This is a genomic window from Candidatus Chloroploca asiatica, from assembly GCF_002532075.1.
GTDB classification, from domain to species: Bacteria; Chloroflexota; Chloroflexia; order Chloroflexales; family Chloroflexaceae; genus Chloroploca; species Chloroploca asiatica.
On record NZ_LYXE01000083.1, the window covers coordinates 22,976 to 40,538 of the forward strand.

At 56.8% G+C, this 17,563-nt stretch carries 14 protein-coding genes; 7 read left to right on the top strand and 7 right to left on the bottom strand.

Going from position 1 to position 17,563, the window contains the following annotated elements:
• Window positions 1-75: 75 nt before the first annotated feature.
• On the bottom strand, window positions 76-2,040 hold the full coding sequence (locus A9Q02_RS09720; protein WP_172450844.1) for a DUF4012 domain-containing protein: 1,965 nt from the start codon (window positions 2,038-2,040) through the stop codon (window positions 76-78).
• A 960-nt stretch (window positions 2,041-3,000) separates the two neighbouring features.
• Here A9Q02_RS09720 and A9Q02_RS09725 point away from each other — a divergent pair.
• A complete protein-coding gene (locus A9Q02_RS09725) occupies window positions 3,001-3,870 on the top strand; it encodes a UbiA family prenyltransferase (RefSeq protein WP_097652417.1) in 870 nt (289 codons plus the stop codon).
• A gap of 48 nt (window positions 3,871-3,918) precedes the next feature.
• Here A9Q02_RS09725 and A9Q02_RS09730 read toward each other — a convergent pair whose 3' ends face one another.
• The gene (locus A9Q02_RS09730; RefSeq protein WP_097652419.1) at window positions 3,919-5,379 is read right to left on the bottom strand and encodes a GntP family permease; all 1,461 of its coding nucleotides are present in this window, start codon (window positions 5,377-5,379) and stop codon (window positions 3,919-3,921) included.
• Between the two features lie 83 nt (window positions 5,380-5,462).
• On the opposite strand from A9Q02_RS09730, the gene A9Q02_RS09735 reads away from it, so the two are divergent.
• Window positions 5,463-6,422, top strand: a complete 960-nt coding sequence (locus tag A9Q02_RS09735; RefSeq protein WP_097652421.1) for a GDP-mannose 4,6-dehydratase — start codon at window positions 5,463-5,465, stop codon at window positions 6,420-6,422.
• A 130-nt stretch (window positions 6,423-6,552) separates the two neighbouring features.
• Window positions 6,553-7,665: a nucleotidyltransferase family protein gene (locus tag A9Q02_RS09740; protein WP_097652423.1), complete on the top strand. Its 1,113-nt coding sequence runs from the start codon at window positions 6,553-6,555 to the stop codon at window positions 7,663-7,665.
• A gap of 119 nt (window positions 7,666-7,784) precedes the next feature.
• Here A9Q02_RS09740 and A9Q02_RS09745 read toward each other — a convergent pair whose 3' ends face one another.
• Complete coding sequence (locus tag A9Q02_RS09745; protein WP_097652425.1) at window positions 7,785-8,408, bottom strand: CvpA family protein; 624 nt, start codon at window positions 8,406-8,408, stop codon at window positions 7,785-7,787.
• 326 nt (window positions 8,409-8,734) lie between these two features.
• Between A9Q02_RS09745 and gap the strand changes: the two genes are divergently transcribed.
• Window positions 8,735-9,760, top strand: coding sequence for a type I glyceraldehyde-3-phosphate dehydrogenase (gene gap, locus A9Q02_RS09750; protein WP_097652427.1), 1,026 nt, complete (start codon window positions 8,735-8,737; stop codon window positions 9,758-9,760).
• Between the two features lie 54 nt (window positions 9,761-9,814).
• Here gap and A9Q02_RS09755 read toward each other — a convergent pair whose 3' ends face one another.
• From A9Q02_RS09755 to A9Q02_RS09770, 4 genes are all read right to left on the bottom strand, one after another.
• Window positions 9,815-10,201 (bottom strand): zf-HC2 domain-containing protein, encoded by a 387-nt coding sequence (locus A9Q02_RS09755; RefSeq protein ID WP_097652429.1) that lies wholly within the window; start codon window positions 10,199-10,201, stop codon window positions 9,815-9,817.
• Window positions 10,202-10,288: 87 nt separating this feature from the next.
• Entirely contained in the window at window positions 10,289-11,080 is a 792-nt protein-coding gene (locus tag A9Q02_RS09760; RefSeq protein WP_245860484.1) for an RNA polymerase sigma factor, read from the bottom strand.
• Between the two features lie 628 nt (window positions 11,081-11,708).
• A complete protein-coding gene (locus A9Q02_RS09765; RefSeq protein ID WP_245860485.1) occupies window positions 11,709-12,671 on the bottom strand; it encodes an anti-sigma factor domain-containing protein in 963 nt (320 codons plus the stop codon).
• Window positions 12,672-12,686: 15 nt separating this feature from the next.
• A complete protein-coding gene (locus A9Q02_RS09770; protein WP_245860486.1) occupies window positions 12,687-13,292 on the bottom strand; it encodes an RNA polymerase sigma factor in 606 nt (201 codons plus the stop codon).
• A gap of 356 nt (window positions 13,293-13,648) precedes the next feature.
• Between A9Q02_RS09770 and A9Q02_RS09775 the strand changes: the two genes are divergently transcribed.
• From A9Q02_RS09775 to A9Q02_RS09785, 3 genes are all read left to right on the top strand, one after another.
• Entirely contained in the window at window positions 13,649-14,728 is a 1,080-nt protein-coding gene (locus A9Q02_RS09775; RefSeq protein ID WP_245860487.1) for a polyprenyl synthetase family protein, read from the top strand.
• Between the two features lie 151 nt (window positions 14,729-14,879).
• Window positions 14,880-16,820: a sensor histidine kinase gene (locus tag A9Q02_RS09780; RefSeq protein WP_172450846.1), complete on the top strand. Its 1,941-nt coding sequence runs from the start codon at window positions 14,880-14,882 to the stop codon at window positions 16,818-16,820.
• A gap of 28 nt (window positions 16,821-16,848) precedes the next feature.
• Entirely contained in the window at window positions 16,849-17,523 is a 675-nt protein-coding gene (locus A9Q02_RS09785) for a response regulator (RefSeq protein ID WP_097652435.1), read from the top strand.
• Window positions 17,524-17,563 lie beyond the last annotated feature (40 nt).

Here is a 17,563-nt window from a genome sequence, read left to right on the forward strand (position 1 = left end):
CTCTCCCCTTTCGCAGTGGGATGATGGATCATGTTGCTGTTCTGACAGAAGCGGAGCTTGCAAGTGTCATTGGTCTCAAGAAGAATGATGAAAATGCACCGCGATGGTTGTATCGCGCTCTAATTCAATCAGGATTGACACGGTATCATCGGCAAAGGTGGCCTGGCTGGGCAGATATTCAAGCTGAGCCGCAGGTGGCAAGATCAGGTGTACGCGCAAGGTCAACGGGCTTGCCCCAGCCTGCCGCTGCAGGTGCAACTGATACTGCCAGTGGTCGTTTGCATTGGTTACAACCTGAGCAGGCAATGCATAGTGCAATTGAGTGGTGCGCTGCCCATTGGTCGGCACAACCACCATCGTCGCAAATTCACGACTGCCGTTTGGCCCGTGATCAACCGTTACCTCTCCGTCCTCAAAGCGTCCAGCCCACATCCACTCTCCAGGGGTAGGTGTTGTCGCATAATCAAGCAGCCTGCTGGCCCTTGGTACGAGCACCCGGAGATAATTCCAATAACAGGCCCGGGTCATATCGGCATAATCGCCGGTCAGAAAAACCACCTGGCTTACACAGGGGAGCGTTTCGGTCAGCGTATGGTGATGCACGAGCTCTAGGAAGGCATCGGGTTGCGCCGGGTCACGCAGATCAACCACATAGGTACCAGTCCGCTCAATATGCAAACTTGCCTTGTTGTAGCCGACATTGGCATCAACCACCATAAGAAAATCGGATCGACCTGGCTGAACTGCCCCGTTCCAGTGATACTGTGCCAGCAGTGCTGCCCCCACAGGATGCACCAGGCTTAGCTGAAGATCGCGTGTGTGCAGCGCCTGCAGCACAAGCGGGCCAAGGCGTTCTGCGCTCGCCAGATCGAGGTTAAACAAGCCCGCCTTGAGGCTTGCCGCCAGATCATTGAGCGCTGCCGCCTTGCGCTCGGCCCACGACGCATTGAGCGTCGTAGCAGGATCCCAGGTAGAGCGTAGATACTCAAACACCTCATCGGCATCAAGGGCCGGATCATGATCGGCTAGCGACAATGAACCAGTTGTCTCAATCAACACCCGCACCATCTGGGGCGTAATTGCCAGCACCCCATCCGGCGCTTCATAGCCTGCCAGCATCCAGAGCTGGGAAGCCTGCGCGGCAGCAGCAGGAAAGTCAGGTGACCAGTTGCTATCCCGCAACACCCAGGGGGCCAGGCCCATGTAACGGCTCAAGGGCATTGGTGCTGGTGGATACGCGACCACATCAAAATGATCAACCATGGCCGAGTCGTATATATGTAATGCCTGCAGGCGACCAGATTCCACCGTAAGCGAGCCAACTGCCGTGATAAAGCCGCCGGTAGGGCGCAACTCGTCAGGGTTCTGGATCAAGATCAGATAATGTTGCGCTTGCTCAGCCCCCAACAGATCAGGGAGCAGCAATGCCGCCTGGATCAGATCGCCAGCCGGTGCCAGCAGCGGCTCGATGCGGGCCAGTGCTGCCGCAATGTCTGGCCTGAGGCTCGCCGGTTCTAGTGACGCATAGTGCTGACGCGCTCGCCCGAGCGCAGCCTCGGCAGCGCGCAAATGGTGCTGTTGATCCTTGAACTCGGCTACGATGCGCTCGGGCAGTGGGACGGCATCAGGCGCAACCAGCGCAAGAACAACAGTTGTCACCTCATTGCCCGCCAGGGCCAGATCTTCGGCCAGCGCAAGCAACGCAGGAGCCGCAACGAGATCGGGGCCAACCCCCGGAACCCAGCCCAGATACGCTGTCAGCGGCAAGACGAGTGCAACCTCGTTACGCAGCGCCTGAAGATCTGCCTGCATACGGGTCAGACTCACCTGCAGGGTTGGCAGATCGACCGTCTGCGGCTGACTCGCCACAATAACAGCCTCAAGATCACCCGAAAGCGCCTGAGCCAACCCATTGACCCGCCAGAGCTTGAACCCCACCCAGGCCAGGGCAACCACCAGCAGCATAACAACGCCATAGACAAACTTCAACTGCCATGGTCTTGCGCGTCGATGCAGATTTTGATGGTGCAAATCAAACATGATTGCATAGCCTGTGTTGAAACAGAACGTGTATCCCGAAGCGATATCATCTAGCCTCACACCTCTGGGCACGCTCCGCCATTGCGACATACGTAGCACTCAGCGACGCTCGCCATTTCTAGTATAAGGACTGCTCCGTTTTTGTCAATCTAAAAATTCGTTAAAAGACGTTTGTGTAGGGTTAGGAAAAAACTACTCATTTAAGAATCAAAAGAAGAATCTTACTTAATATTTTATTAATGAATGTCATATTGAAACAAAAAAGAGCCAAAGCCAAGGTTTCAGGGGCGGGTGAAGCGGGTCAAGTGGGTCTTAAACGCAATGCATAGCCCTGAACGATCAAGTAGCCTGGAATCCTCGCTACTATCTATTTCTACTTTGATAAGTGCCAGAAGTGATCGTTTGACTCTTGCCAATTTGCTGCTATCTTCTAGTACCAAAGTCCTCTTTTCAGATAGTACCCCCCAGCCTTCCCTCGCCGCTGCGCCTACGGGCAAGGCATCGATCCCTTCGATCTGCCAGGAGTGCGCCGCCACGATCCAAGAGGTACCGGAGGAATATCCCCGCGCCCACCCGTGTCATGCTGAGCAGAGCGAAGCATCTCCCCCGCGCCCGGGAAAGACCCTTCGCGTGCGCTCCTAAGCAACAGACGCTCCGTGCGCCATAGTAGCGCGGGCTTCCAGCCCGCGTGGGGTTGCGGGCTGGAAGCCCGCGCTACCATGGGCGGCTGTTGCTCACGGCATCACTGGCCTGCGGGCCATTTCGTACTCAGGGTGACACACCGCCGTGTGAGATGGCTCCTGTTCGCCCATCCCGGCACATATAGGGCTGATTGCAACGTCATCCTGATTGTCCGCAGATTACGCAGATGCGGAAACTATAATCTGCGTAATCTGCGTAATCTGCGGACGCTATATAGTGAACGTGTGAATTTGGTATCATACCCGTCAAGGAGGGCCTATGCGATCGTCGGTAACACTTGGGCAAAAAATGAAGGGCGCCCTGCAATTGTTTCGCCCTGAGCTTCCGCTGGCGGCAGGGCTGTGTGTGGTCATTGGGCAGGTCGTTGCGTTGGGCAGTCTGCCTGCTCTGTCGCTTGTTGGCCTCGGCTTTGGGTGTGGTTTCTTGCTCTCAGCTTCGGCGTTGATCACCAATGACTACTTTGATCTCGAAGTTGATCGCATCAATGCGCCCCAGCGTCCGCTGCCGTCTGGTCTACTTACCCCGTTTGAGGTGATGGCGCTTGGCCTTGCGACGGCTCTGCTGGGCCTTGGCGCAGCGTGGATCTTGGGCGCGGTGGCGTTTGGCGTAAGTGTCTTGATCTGGTTGCTTGGCTTTGCGTATAACGCAAAGTTTAAGGCGACCGGGCTGTGGGGCAATCTGATGGTTAGTACATCAGTGGGCAGCACGTTTCTCCTCGGCGGGATCAGCGTCGGTCAGATGTGGCATCCAGCGATCTGGGTGCTCGCGGGCATTACGTTTTGCTTTGATCTCGCCGAAGAGATCGCCGGTGATGCGATGGATGCCGAGGGCGATCAGTCCCTCGGTTCCCGCTCGATCGCCCTCGTCTATGGCCGCGCCACTGCGCTGCGCGTTGCGGCGATGCTCTTCGGTGTTGTCGTGGTGGTGACCTTGCTCGTCGTGGTGCTCGGTAATCTGTTGCTTCAGCAAGTCCTGACGATCCTTGTCACGAATCTGCTGATCATCTTTTTTGTCGTCAGACTCCTCCGCAGTCAAACCCCCGCCGAGGGCCGTCAGGCTATGCGCGGCCTCTATCTCAGTGGCTCGCTCGGCTTGTTTGTCTTTTTGCTCGCGATGGTGTTTGTCTGAGGCCGCCTGGCTCGTGCCTCTTTCTTTTTTTCGTTGGCAAAGGCTGCCTTAAAATGAGCCAAACATGCTGCCAAGTACTAATAAGACCAGCAGCGCGATCAACGGCATGACAATCGCAGCCATAAAGAGATCAAAATAGGCTTCACGGTGGGTCAGGCCACTGATCGCGAGCAGCGTGATCACCGCCCCGCTGTGCGGTAACGAGTCGATGCTCCCCGCGGCCACAACGGTGACGCGGTGCATCAGGTCAAGCGAGATGTTCGCCGCTTCCGCTTGTTCAATGAAGGTGCTGCCCAGTGTCTCCAGCACAATGCTCATCCCGCCCGAGGCCGAGCCGGTTAGGCCAGCCAGTAGCCCGACGGAGAGGGCGAGTGAAACGAGGGGATTGTCGCCTCCCAGTTGCAAAACGGCATCGCGGATCAAGAGAAAGGCCGGCAAGGCGGCGATGACTGCTCCAAAGCCAACTTGCGAGGCGGTGTTGAAGATGGGCAAGACTGAAGCGGCGGCACCCTGATCCAGGCTTCCATTCAGGTTGGTAAAGCGACGGTAGTTGAGCCCGATCAATAGTAGGATCGCGACCGTCAGGGCGATGATGACTGCCCAGAGCCCGCCCACAGCAGCAAGGCTGGTGCTCCCAAATAGGGGCAGTTCCAGGTAACTGGTATCCAGGCGCGGCAAGACGAGACTCACCAGGACGAGGTTGACCACGATCACCACGACGAGTGGCGCAAGCGCGATGGCAAAGGAAGGCAATCGTTCCTCCTTCTCGTCAGCGCGTCCCTCGCCAAGCTCATTAATGTCAAATCCGCGCCCAAGCGCCTGTTCGCGCAACTCCGGGGTGCGCTGCAACGCAACCTCAGGCGCTTCGCCATACCCCTCGTTGGCCGCATGAGCCTGGGCTACCCGCCAGTTGAGCCATACGAGACTCAGCCCAAGCATGATCGCTCCGGTAATGATCCCCAGTCCTGGTGCGGCAAAGAGGGTCGTACCAAAAAAGGGCATCGGGATCGCATTCTGGATCGAAGGTGTGCCAGGGAGGGCCGTCATCGTGAAGGTGAAGGCCCCGACCGCAATCGTGGCCGGGATCAGCCGCTTGGGAATGTTGCCCTCGCGAAAGAGTTGCACCGCCAGTGGATAGACTGCAAATGCGACGACAAAGAGTGAAACACCACCATAGGTCAGAATGGCACACGCCAGAATGACGGCCAGTACCGCGCGTTGACTCCCAAGCCGTGCGACGATTTTGCGTGAGAGGGCCTGGGCCGCCCCGCTATCCTCCATTAGTTTGCCAAAGATCGCCCCCAGCATAAAGAGGGGGAAATACTGGATGATAAACGAGCCAAGCGCGGGCATAAAGATCTGCGTATAGCTCGCCATCAACGGCATGTCGCCCGCAAAGATGACCGCAATCAGCGCTGTAAGGGGTGAAATGATCAAAATGCTAAAGCCACGATAGGCCAGGGCAATCAACAACCCAAGTGCAATGATGACGCCGAGAATACCAAGCATCTGCGTACTCCTTCATGTGTGCTTGCTCAAGCCCGCAGTATAGCACCGCTTGTCAACTGCCAAAAATCGGCTATAGTAGTGTCATGAATGTGCTTATTACTGGCATCAATGGCTTTGTAGGCAGCTATCTGGCTGAATACTTGCTCGCCCAGGGCAAGGTGCAGATCTGGGGGGTGACCCGTGCGCCCGGTCGCCTGCCGCCCTTTCTCGCTGGGCAGGTCCACGAGATCCATGCCGACCTCACTGATGCTGCGGCGACCCTTCGGGCCGTTGAACAGGCCGCGCCTGCGGTGATCTATCATCTCGCCGGCCAGCCTTTTGTGCCTGAGTCGTTCCGCGATCCTGCCGCGACCCTTCAGACCAATACCCTTGGTGCGTTGCATATCTTTCTGGCCCTGATCGCGCTCCAAGCTTCGCCCCGTGTACTGGTGGTCGGTACCAATGAAGAATATGGCTTCATTACTCAGGCTGATCTGCCTCTGACCGAGCAGACACCTCTGCGCCCGACCAATCCGTATGGCGTCAGCAAAGCAGCCCAGGGCCTGCTGGCTTATCAGTATCATCTGAGTCACGGCCTCGATACAATCAGGCTGCGTCCGTTTACCCATATCGGCCCGCGCCAGAACGAGCGTTTTGTCACGGCTGCCTTTGCGCGCCAGATTGCCCGCATTGAGCACGGCCTTCAACCTGCGACGCTCCAGGTGGGCAATCTCAGCGCCCGTCGTGATTTCACTGATGTCCGTGACGTTGTCCGTGCGTATGCGCTCGCTGCTGAAAATGGTGAGGCCGGGGCCGTTTATAATGTGGCTTCGGGTCAGGCCGTCATGATCCGCGACCTGCTCGATATGTTGCTCGAAGCCAGTGGCATTGAGATCGAAGTGTGTCAAAATTCCGAGCTAATGCGCCCGATCGATATTCCTCTGGTCGTTGGTGATGCCTCCCGTTTGCACGAGGCGACAGGTTGGCAACCTCAGATCCCTTTGCGCCAGACCCTCGGTGATATTCTTGACTTCTGGCGTGCTCAGGTCGTGGCGTCATTATGACCCATGGCTACCCTCAGATATGCCTCAACAAGGTGTACCCTTGGCATAATCGTACCTTTACTTCGTTTTATTGTTATGTACGTCGGTTCTCTCAGCCCGCATTAGTCTGCAATGACGCTAAGGAGCACATATGAAAGCCGTCATCCTCGTTGGTGGTCTTGGCACTCGTCTGCGACCCTTGACCTGCAATACGCCTAAACCGATGATCCCGCTCGTGAATCAGCCCTTTATTGAGTGGATGCTCCTGCGTCTGCGTGACCAGGGCATTTCTGAAGTCGTTCTGGCCGTGCAGTATCTGGCCGAACGCTTTCGGCATGCCTTTGGTGATGGCTCGCGTCTTGAGATGAAACTGCATATTGTCGAGGAACCCGAACCCCGTGGTACGGCAGGGGCCGTGAAAAATGTTGAACATCTGCTCGATGGGCCAACTTTTATCTTCAATGGTGATGTGATGACCGATCTTGATCTGCGGGCGATGCTCGCCTACCATCAAGAAAAGCAGAGCAAGGTGACAATTGCACTGACACCAGTTGAAGATCCGACCCAGTTTGGCCTGGTGGAGACCGAGCGCGATGATCGGGTCAAGCGTTTTCTCGAGAAGCCGCGGGTTGAAGATATTACCACCAATTTGATCAATGCCGGTACCTATGTGATCGATCCCGAGGTGCTGCGCTATGTGCCACCCAATCAGTTCTATATGTTTGAGCGTGGCCTCTTCCCCGTCATCATGCAGATCGGCGATCCAATGTATGGCTATTCAACGCGCGCCTACTGGACGGATATTGGCAAACCGCAGACCTATATTGATGTTCACCATGATATTCTCATTGGCAAAGTCAAGTATGATTTTCGTGGCGAGCAGATTGCCGATCGTGTCTGGGTCGAAGGTGATGCGACGATCCATCCGTCCGCGCAGATGGTTGGCCCCGTGGTCATCGGCAATGGCACGGTGATCGGGCGCGGCGCACGCATTATTGGCCCGACCGTTATCGGGCCTGGCTGCCAATTAGGCACTGATGTCTCGCTCGAAGGGGCGATTCTCTGGGAGAAGAACATCCTCGAAGAGGGGGTCACGATTCGCAATAGTGTGCTGGGGGCCAACAATACTATTGGGGCCAAAACCTACCTCACCGATGGGGCCATCATAGGTGACGATTGCTCGTTTGGGGCCGAAAATCGCCTCGAGCGCGGCATTCGCATCTGGCCTGGTACCATCCTTGGTGATAAAGCGATCTCTTTTTAATTCTAAATATGTTCTAACACAAAGGCGCAGAGCGCATAAAGTAAAAATACTTCTTGCTCCCTCTGCGTCTCTGCGCCTCTGCGCCTCTGCGTTAAAACCCCCGCGCCTCTACGCACACGCTAACGCTTGCCAATCGTGCGCTCGATCTTCTCACTCAACCGGCGATCAGCCTCCGAGAGGCTTGGTGCCTCGGCGACCGACGTCTTGCGTGCCGCCTGATGCTCAAGCCCATTGCGGATCAGTTGCACGAGAATGAAGAGGATTGTGCTCGCGACCAAGCCCAGCACAAACCAGGGCAACCCGCGGACCAGAAAATCAGCCGGAGCCGCGTCAGCAATCAGTTGGGTCGCGCTGGCCCCCCAGATCTGTTCGGCATAGCGCAGCAGGTAGCCAAGCAGCAACCCACCATTCACAACGCCGAGTACGACCCCAAAGAGACGGCTGAACAGGCTCACTGATTGCACCCGTGTCCGCCTGGGACGCAGCAAGTTGCTGCCTCCATAGCCAATCACCCCCGTAATGGTGAGAAACCCCAGCGTAATCAGCAAAAAGAGGGGCCATTCAGTCTGGGTGGCTTGAAAGGTTGCGCTAAACCATTCACCGAGTTGCACATGCCACAGGTCAAAGACAATTGCGGCCAGCAATGTCCCCACCAGAGTGGGCATCGTTCGCCGGATTCCCTGCAACCCACCAATGATCCCGGTCAGAGCCAACAACACCAAAACTGTTATGCTCAGAGCCATGGGGTGCTCCTTAACCTGATAATTACTACCAATTATAGCATATTTTTTACGCTAGAGATAAACACGGATGCGCTCCTATCCAGGGGCCGTAGGCCCCCAAATCGCGCACCAGCGGCTTCACTTCATGCGTATGTGAACCCGGCCTGCACACCGGGCCGGGTTCACATAGGAAAAACCAAAACTCCCTGATCTCAGCCCATAAAGCATGCTATAATAGCCCCTATGCCTGATCCATCACTGATTGTCAAGGTAGACAGCTACAAAAAGAGTGGCATCAGTTGGAGGAAAGGCACTGAATAACCGCGAATGGGAAGGAGGCTCTCTCCATGGTGCGTATCGCGATCAATGGCTTCGGCCGGATCGGTCGGCAGAGCTTCAAAGCAATGCTGGAAAATCATCCCGACGAGTTCGAGATCGTCGCGATCAATGATTTGACCGACAACGAGACCCTTGCACATCTGCTTCGTTACGACTCGACCTATGGCCCGTTTGATGGCGAGGTGACAGTGACCGAAGATCAACTCATCGTGGAGTATGACGATACTCGCTATGAGATTGCAACGCTCGCCGAGCGTGACCCTGCTGCCCTCCCCTGGGCCAAGATGGGTGTTGATATTGTCATCGAGTCAACTGGGCGCTTTACCGAAGCCGAAAAGGCCAAAGCCCACCTCGACGCAGGGGCCAAAAAGGTGATTATCACCGCGCCTGCCAAGGGTGAGGATATTACGATCTGTCTGGGCGTCAATGAAACATCATACGACCACGACAACCATCATATCATTTCTAATGCTTCTTGTACGACCAACTGTCTTGCCCCGGTAGCCAAGGTACTCAATGATCGGTTTGGCATTCAGCGTGGTTTGATGACCACGATCCATGCCTATACGATGGATCAGAACCTGCAGGATAATGTCCATAAGGATCTGCGCCGTGCCCGTGCTGCCGCCGTTAATATGGTGCCCACCACCACTGGTGCCGCCAAGGCTGTTGCGCTGGTCATCCCCGAGCTCAAGGGCAAGTTCCACGGCTATGCGATCCGTGTGCCTACGGCGACCGTTTCGGTGGTCGACTTTGCCGTGATGCTCAATCGCCCGACGAGCGTTGAAGAGATCAATGCCGCCTTCCGTGAGGCCGCCGAGAGCGAAGAGCTCGAAGGCATTCTTGGCGTCAGCGATCAAGAGCTTGTCAGTAGCGACTTTATCGGTACGACCTTCAGTACCGTGGTTGACTTGCCCCTTACCCATAATATGGGCGATGATTTCTTCAAGGTCATCTGCTGGTATGATAACGAGTGGGGCTACTCGGTGCGCATTGCCAACCTGACGGCCTATATTGCCGATCACTTCGCCTAAACGAGCTTTGTCGGCATAGCGAAAACTGCCAGCAAGGCTGGCAGTTTTTGTTGTTTAAGGCAGCAGTGTCCAGCGGTAAAATGATGGGTGCCCCGCTAGTTCATTGGGCATGAGCGATGCCTCTAACAGGGTGACTTCGGCGCGACAGTGTGGACAGTACTCGAGATGCTGTCTGATGACACTCGCTTCTTCTGGCTCAAGCAACCCTTGACAGTAGTCAACAAGCATCTCGGTTGAAGGGCACTCGAGTCGGTAGAGCCGCTGGCGTAAGAGGGTTTGCATCCTGCGCAAGCGTGTGACCCACTGGCTACAGTGCGGACATGTGCGTACGTGGGCGAGCGTCGCTTCGTCTGCTTCCCCGTCAGCTACCGCAAGCAGGTCGATCCCGCTCAGCGCTGGCGAGTCGATGCAGCTTTCGTTCCCATACTCCTCAATGCTCATACCTCTGCGCTCCTGGCATTCATGGCCGGTCTTGCCATCTGTCCTGCATGGTATGAAACGTAACTTGAACCTGGATTTTACCGATTTTCACTCGCTGATGAGTTGACGTAGTTGCTGGTTGCGACTCAAGCGACCTAGCACATTGCGCTTGACGTTGTAGACGTCGTTGACCGAGTTGAAGAGCTCACCGTGTTGTCCGTAGATTGCTCGTGGGGTAAGACCGAGCACGAAGGAGCTATAGATGACAATGCGTTCGACGTTGCTCTGCAGTTGCTCGTCAATGAAACGCCAGAATTCCTGTCGGTCAACGCGATTGACGGCCTCTTCATCAGGTGCCGTCCGGTTTTCGTGATGGTAGATCAGGGTCTCTTCGGGCAGCATCTCTGACCAGGATTGAGCGCGCACGCTATCAATGACGACGCTCGTCGCACAGAGTTGCAGGTATTGCAGCAGGGCGGCCAGGGTGGGAAATGAGGGAAAGCGCTCGGGCCCAATTGCCCGCCAGAATTTGGTAAAGGCACCGACGACAAAATATTCGCTGCTCTCGCCACTGCTGACAAAGGCTCCACTCCGTCGAATCCATCCTTCAACAAGCGCGCTATAGTGCTGATATAACTGTGCCCAGGCTTGTTCGTCACGCTCAACCAACGCTCGCCGGAAGAGTTCGTAGCTGTACCATGTATTGTGGGTTTGACCCCGATAGAAACGTTCGCTTTCGGTTGCACAGCAGCGAACGAGCGTCATCAAGTCCATCTCGGCTAGCAAGGTTGCATCAACCACCGATGGGGTGTCGTGCGGGTGACGCTGCTTTGATGGGGGGCGGGGGATGGCACTAGTAGCTTTTGGGTGAGCGCACCTCTCGATCGTCTGCGTAATCATGATCTCCTCAACTCTTGCGCTGTGGCTGGCCGTAACCGCAGGGCTATGCGCCAGCTCCATCGGCTCTATGCAAGGGGTGCCTAGAGTGGCACCATTGTCGTTCTGCTTCCGATTCTAGAGGCTTGCAGAAAGGCTGAGAAGATCGTGCGATGATCAAATGATGACAAACGCGCCCAACACAACAGTGTGTCAGACGCGTCTCATTGTTCTGTCATTCAGTAGGCTGTAACGTACGTTACACACTAATCAGGGTGGTTTCGGTGAGGCGCAAACCCAGCCTTGCTAGCTTTGGGTCGCGCGCCGCCTGGCAGGGCGATTGCATTTTCCGTGTATGCATCCCACCAGGGCACCCGCAAGGGGCGCCCGTACACCGGGCCCCGCCCCCGTAGGGGCACCCCTTGCGGGTGCCCTTGCGGGTGCCCTTGCGGGCACCCCTTGCGGGTGCCCTTGCGGGTGCCCTTGCGGGTGCCCTTGCGGGTGCCCCTTGCGGGTGCCCTTGCGGGTGCCCCGTTGTTGCCGGGTGCTGCCGTTTGCGCCGCTGGTTGCATGCACATGCTGCCAAAGAGCGCGTATGTTTGTCTCCGGTTTCGAATGATGCAATCGCCCTAGCCCGCATGCTGTGAGGGCTTTACAACGAACCAGTAAGCACTACTGTTGTCCCCGGCGTGATACTGCCGCCATCTGGTTCGACCGTGACCATAACCCGTTGGAACGCATTCACCTCACGCGGTGCCTGCACAACCAGGCGCGTGATCCCGGTGCTGTCAACCTGGAAGGTTCCTGCGGCTACTTCACTTGAGCCATCAGCGAGCCAGAATTGATAGACCTGGCCCGTCTCAAGGATGGGGAGCCCACTGAAGAGCACGACGGCATTCGGTTCGCCAGGATACATATACATTTCACCACGTGCGCTCTGGTCGGGGCGTGCAGGGGCTAGTTGGCGGGTTGCCACTCCGGGCGCACTCACAAAGGTGACGATCTGCTCGTCGTGGGCCAGGCGTGCATTGAGTTGCCCGATCCGGTCTTCACTGGCGAGCAACTGGTTGCTGATCGCGAGCCACTGTTCCTGGCTATCGGCAAGCTGGCCCGACAGGGTTTCCTGCCGGCCCTGCGTTTCGGACAGGCTCTGTTGCAACTCGGCGATGGCGGTTGTCAACTCACGGTTGGCCTCATCGAGACGCCGTACAGTGCTCCCCAACGTGAGCGTCAGGTTCCCCAGGGCAAAGACGAGCACGGCCAGGGCGACTGCAAAGCCTGGCATGATCCAGTTGCGCAGGGGCCGCCGTACCCGTGGGGCCGCCGCCGATGGTGCGGGGGCCTGTAGCCGGGTGGCGCGATCCGCCTCGACACGGGCAAAGAGTTGTGCTTTGACGTGGGCTGGCGGTTCAGCGGCAAGAGTTGCATAGGGTAATAGCGCTGTCACCTCGCGCAACTGCCGCAACTCCTTCTGATGGGCTGGTGAGGTTGCCAGTAAAGCCTCGAGTTCCGCCTGCTCATCAAGGTCGAGTGACCCCAGGGCAAATGCAGCGAGCAAACTATCAGCTTCATGACCCTCTGCGGACGCATCGTTTATCTGGTCATGTTTGTTCATGGATGGCTACACATTCTAGCGGTCGTCGAGGCTTATGCCTTGATTTTGCAAGGCTCCTTTGAGTTTCTGCAGGGCCAGCCTGATCCTGGTTTTCACCGTGCCAAGCGGATGTTCAAGGTGATCGGCAATCTCACGTTGTGAGAGACCACCGAAATAGGCCATTTCAATCACCTGACGCTGGTCAGAAGGCAATTCACCGAGCGCATGGATGATCAAACGTCGCCGTTCAGCATCCCAGGTCACATCATCCACTGCGGGTTGAAGATCAGGGATACTCAGCAGGATCTGGTCGTCGTCGCCCCCGGTTGCGGGGCGTGCTTGGCGACGGCGCAACTCATCAATGCACAGGTTACGTGCAATGCCAAAGAGCCAGGGCAAAAACTGGCTACTTCCCTGTCGAAATGTGCTGGCGCGCCGCCACACACGCCAGAAGGTCTCCTGGACAATATCTTCGGCCTGTTCGGCATTATTGACAATGCGCACTGCCAGCCCATAGACAACACGACTGTAGCGATGATAGAGTACTTCGAGGGCCTGATTGTCACCTGCTGCTACCTTGACAATCAACATTTCATCGCTGATATGGGCCTGTTCAGTTCTTTGTTCCGACGTGCCAGTCACGATCACTCCGTGATCTCTACTCTCTTTACGTACCATGCTCTTGCACTGGATGTATCCCAGGACGGTAGATTTTTTTCAAAGTGCGCGTATTATACACGAAGGCACGATCTTCCTGGATCATAGAGACTCAATTCTGGTAGAATAATGGACAAAGCTTGTGCAAAATACGTACACAGTGCATAATATAAAGACAAAGCTACCAACTTGACAGTTGGTTTGTTCATGTTATACTTCTGATTGTGATATAATACACAATCAGGCAATGTGCTGTACCAGACACACGACCTGGCCCCGCAGTACAGGCCCTGACAGACGACCGTTCCGGACGCCTGCAGGCCCGAGAGAGGAACTGCCTGATGGCAATGTATCAATCAACTTCGAGCGGAGCGGACGTCAGTGTGACAGTTGGGCCACGTACCAGCAATGGTGACGGCTATGCGCAGTTGTCACGTTCCAACTCGGTGAATACTATTGTTGAACTCTTTGAGCGTGTGCAACTCACGGCTGATCTCTCTGCTGTTGAGCAGTTGCTGCTTGAGCATACCGCTTCACGTTCGTTGTTGATCGCGTCGGCTAGTGCCCATACGATTCGCTCAGGCGGGAAACGTCTGCGGGCGGCGCTGGCGCTGCTTGCCGCTCGCCTCGGCCAGTACTCGCTGCCCAATGTGATCCATGCGGCTGCCGCCGTTGAGTTGATCCAGGCCGCTTCGCTTGTCCACGATGATCTGGTTGACCAGGCGGCACGGCGGCGCGGGCGCATCACGGTGCATGCCCGTTGGGATAATGACGTGGCTTTGATGGTCGGCGACTATTTTTTTGCGCTTGCTGCTGCCGAAATGGGGCGCAGCCCCGACTCGCGCATTATTGGCTATTATGCCCACGCGGTGCAGACGATTGTTGAAGGTGAACTGAGCCCCGTTACCGTGGTTGAGCCAACCGAGCTTGCACTTGAGCAATACTATTATAAGACCGGGGCCAAGACAGCCTCGCTCTTTGAGGCTGCCTGTAAGTCTGGGATGGCTGCTGGTGGGGGAAGTGAGCAGCAGATCGCTGCGCTTGGCCGGTATGGCTTTGACCTCGGGGTCGCTTTTCAGATTATTGATGATGTGCTCGATTTCACTGGCGATGAGCAGACGCTGGGCAAGCCGGCTGGCAATGATTTGCGTCAGGGTACGATTACCCTCCCGCTGATTCTGGCGCTCTCCCGTACCAAGAGTCCGACGCTCCGCATGTTTCTTGAGCACGCGCAACCTTCTGATGCACAGGTCGAGACGGTGATCAGCGAGGTGCTCGCCTCCGGCGGAGTCGATGCGGCGATTGCCGAGGCACGGCGGTTTATCAGTCAGGCGGTCGCGCAACTGGCCGAGTTTCCTCCCTCGGTGGCCCATCGTGGTCTGGTCGAACTCGCGATGTTTGTCCTTGACCGTAAGGCTTGAGCGACCCTGTTACGTCCTCGATGCCATATAAATCCGTTGGAATCGATACCAGGTGACGGGCGGAATATGCTACACTATAGCCATGAATCGCCTGGTATCTCAGCACAGAATATCACGTACCCAGGCGTCATACCCACTGGCAGTGCAGGGTGTGGCGCTACTTGCGCTGGCGGCGATCATCATCGCTGCTCTGGGTCTTGATCTGCCGCCTGTTCGCCTTGGGGCCCTGGCAGGGGTTTGTCTTGCCCACGGTCTTGCGCTTGCGCTGGTGCCCGCTCGTCGTTTACCCCGCTGGGCCCAGGTGCTCTACCTCTTGGCTCAGGTCGGGATGGCAAGCGTGGCGCAGATGCTTGCCCCTGCTGGACTCACTGGCTTTGTCTACCTTGCCGTTGTGCTTCAGGCCATGGTGCTCTTTCCCCTCTGGCTCTGGATTCCCTTTGCCCTCAGCATTTATGCCGTCTGGAGCGGCTTGCTTCTGATGGCGACCGCCAGTTTTGTGACCTGGCTTCAAGGGAATCTGGCCCTCGCTTTTCCTGTAACCTGTGCCATGATTGCCGTTATCCTCTATCTGCGCCAGCAGCGTCGTAGCGAGCAGGTGCAGCAGATGCTGCTACAAGTTCAGCAGCACTATGATCAGTTGACAAGCAGCCTGCGCGATGTGCAGCAGTATACGATGCTTGAAGAACGACGCCGCCTGACTCAGACGATTGTCCAGGAAGTTCAGGTGGCCCTCAGTCGTACCGAGCAGCATGTCAATAGTGCCCTGAATCTGGCCCAGGCGAATCTTTCTCGCTTGGAGATGATGGTCGGTCAGACCCGTACGTCGGCGTCGCAGGCGGTTGAACGCCTGCGCGGGGCCGTCGCTGCGCTACGTGGCGATGATCCTGTGCAACAACCTGTCCCGGTTTTGCCCTCGATGCTCTTTGCCAATGATGAACTGGTGCTCAATGGCCGCCCTGCGACCGTGCTGACGTGGATCCTCCCTTCGGTCTTTGTGGTGATGGCCGCCGGGTTGACCTTGATGCGCCACGGCTTTAGCCTTGTGCTCGTGCTGACCTTGTTGATCGGCTCGCTGCTGCTTTTGTTCGTCTATGTGGCGACGCAGCGCACCCGCCATACGCTCTTGTTTCAGGTCGGTCTCTTTGTCCAGGTGCTTGTCATTCTTGCGCTGACGACCCTGACCCATACCGTCCCACTTTTGATCGGGCTTCTGCTGGTGCTCTGGCAACTTTCGTTGCGCCTTGCGCTGGTGCAGGTGCTGCTCTATTTGATCGGTTTGCCGATCATTGCGGCGTTACTGGTCGCCCGCCTTGATCCCGTGGAACTGAGCAGCGAAGCCTTGATGATGGGGGTGGTGGCAACGGTCGCTGTTGGTGGGCCGCTGCTGTTGGCTCGCTCTCAGCTTGATCGGCGCAAGCAGACCGAGTTGCGTCTTTCGTTGCTCAATGCCGAGGTTGAACAACAGATGGCCGAGGTGCGTGCGTTGGCCGTGGCCGCCGAACGCGCCCGGATGGCCCGTGAAGTTCACGATGAGCTTGGTTCACGGTTGATGCTCGTTAGTCTCCAGTTGCAACTCGCCGAGGCATTTGCCGCTGAAGATGCCCAGGCGGCCCTTGAACAGTTGCAGATCAGCCGTGAGCATCTGCGTAATGCTTGGTCCAGTGTACGCAGGGTTGCCGACGCCGAGTTGCCTTTTGCCGCTGGAACCGGCACGCCCTATACGGCCCTGATGGAACTGGTACAATGTTCACATGATGCGATCGCGTTGGTGTGCGAGGGTGAGCTTGATGAGCTGCCGCTCGCTGTGCTGACGACGATCTATCGCACAGTCCAAGAGGGCCTGACGAATGCCCGTAAGTATGCACCCGGCGCCGCCGTGAGCGTTTCTATCGTTAGCCTTAACGCATATGTGACCGTGACCCTGACCAATGCGGCGGCAGATACGGCACCGTTGTCGTTCTCGCCCTGGCCTACGGGTGGCGGTTTTGGCCTGGTGGGTTTGCGTGAGCGGGTCGAAGCCCTTGGTGGTGGCCTTGAAGCTGGGCCAAGCGCCGAGGGAGGTTGGCGTGTACGGGTGGTGCTGCCCGCGTAGTTGTGGGTAGCAGGGACGAGGAACGGCAATGCCCGAGAAAATTCGTGTCCTGATCGTTGATGACCAGGCTTTGATCCGTACCGGGATTGCGACGTTGCTTGCTCGTAAACCCGATATTGAAGTTGTTGGACAGGCCGGCAATGGGGCCGAGGCACTTGCCCAGGTTGATGCGCTTGATCCTGATGTGGTCTTGATGGATTTGCAAATGCCCGGGATGGACGGTATCGAGGCTACCCGTCGTCTGACGGCGGTTGCTCGCCGCCCCGTTGTGCTGATTTTGACGACCTTTCGCGATGATGAGCATATCTTGCAAGGGCTTGCCGCCGGGGCTAGGGGCTACCTGCTTAAAGATATGGATCACCGTTCGCTCGCCGAAGCGGTGCGTACGGTCGCGGCTGGTGGCGCACTGCTGCATCCCGAGATTACAGCCCAACTCTTGCCCTACCTCGGCAAACTGGTTCCTGCACAACCTGACCCTGCCCGTGAACTTGACCCCAGCGGCCCCGATCGCCTGGCCCTCTTAACCGAACGCGAACGACGCATCCTTGGCATGCTTGCCCATGGCCTGACGAATCAGGAGATCAGCGATCAACTCACGATTAGCATTGGTACCGTCAAAAATCATATCAGTAGCATCCTTAGCAAACTCGCTGTACGTGACCGAACTCAAGCTGCTCTCTGGGCCCGTCAGCATGGTCTGTAGCCGCCAGTGCTATAATCAAGCATAATGTGCGCTGTTCGTC

Bases quoted from the DNA above. Each gene is read 5' to 3' on its own strand.
- gap (WP_097652427.1), top strand. From the start codon at position 8,735: ATGGTGCGTATCGCGATCAATGGCTTCGGCCGGATCGGTCGGCAGAGC.
- A9Q02_RS09775 (WP_245860487.1), top strand. From the start codon at position 13,649: ATGGCAATGTATCAATCAACTTCGAGCGGAGCGGACGTCAGTGTGACA.
- A9Q02_RS09730 (WP_097652419.1), bottom strand. From the start codon at position 5,379: ATGCTTGGTATTCTCGGCGTCATCATTGCACTTGGGTTGTTGATTGCC.
- A9Q02_RS09755 (WP_097652429.1), bottom strand. From the start codon at position 10,201: ATGAGCATTGAGGAGTATGGGAACGAAAGCTGCATCGACTCGCCAGCG.
- A9Q02_RS09740 (WP_097652423.1), top strand. From the start codon at position 6,553: ATGAAAGCCGTCATCCTCGTTGGTGGTCTTGGCACTCGTCTGCGACCC.
- A9Q02_RS09760 (WP_245860484.1), bottom strand. From the start codon at position 11,080: ATGATTACGCAGACGATCGAGAGGTGCGCTCACCCAAAAGCTACTAGT.
- A9Q02_RS09745 (WP_097652425.1), bottom strand. From the start codon at position 8,408: ATGGCTCTGAGCATAACAGTTTTGGTGTTGTTGGCTCTGACCGGGATC.
- A9Q02_RS09785 (WP_097652435.1), top strand. From the start codon at position 16,849: ATGCCCGAGAAAATTCGTGTCCTGATCGTTGATGACCAGGCTTTGATC.
- A9Q02_RS09725 (WP_097652417.1), top strand. From the start codon at position 3,001: ATGCGATCGTCGGTAACACTTGGGCAAAAAATGAAGGGCGCCCTGCAA.
- A9Q02_RS09765 (WP_245860485.1), bottom strand. From the start codon at position 12,671: ATGAACAAACATGACCAGATAAACGATGCGTCCGCAGAGGGTCATGAA.
- A9Q02_RS09720 (WP_172450844.1), bottom strand. From the start codon at position 2,040: ATGTTTGATTTGCACCATCAAAATCTGCATCGACGCGCAAGACCATGG.
- A9Q02_RS09735 (WP_097652421.1), top strand. From the start codon at position 5,463: ATGAATGTGCTTATTACTGGCATCAATGGCTTTGTAGGCAGCTATCTG.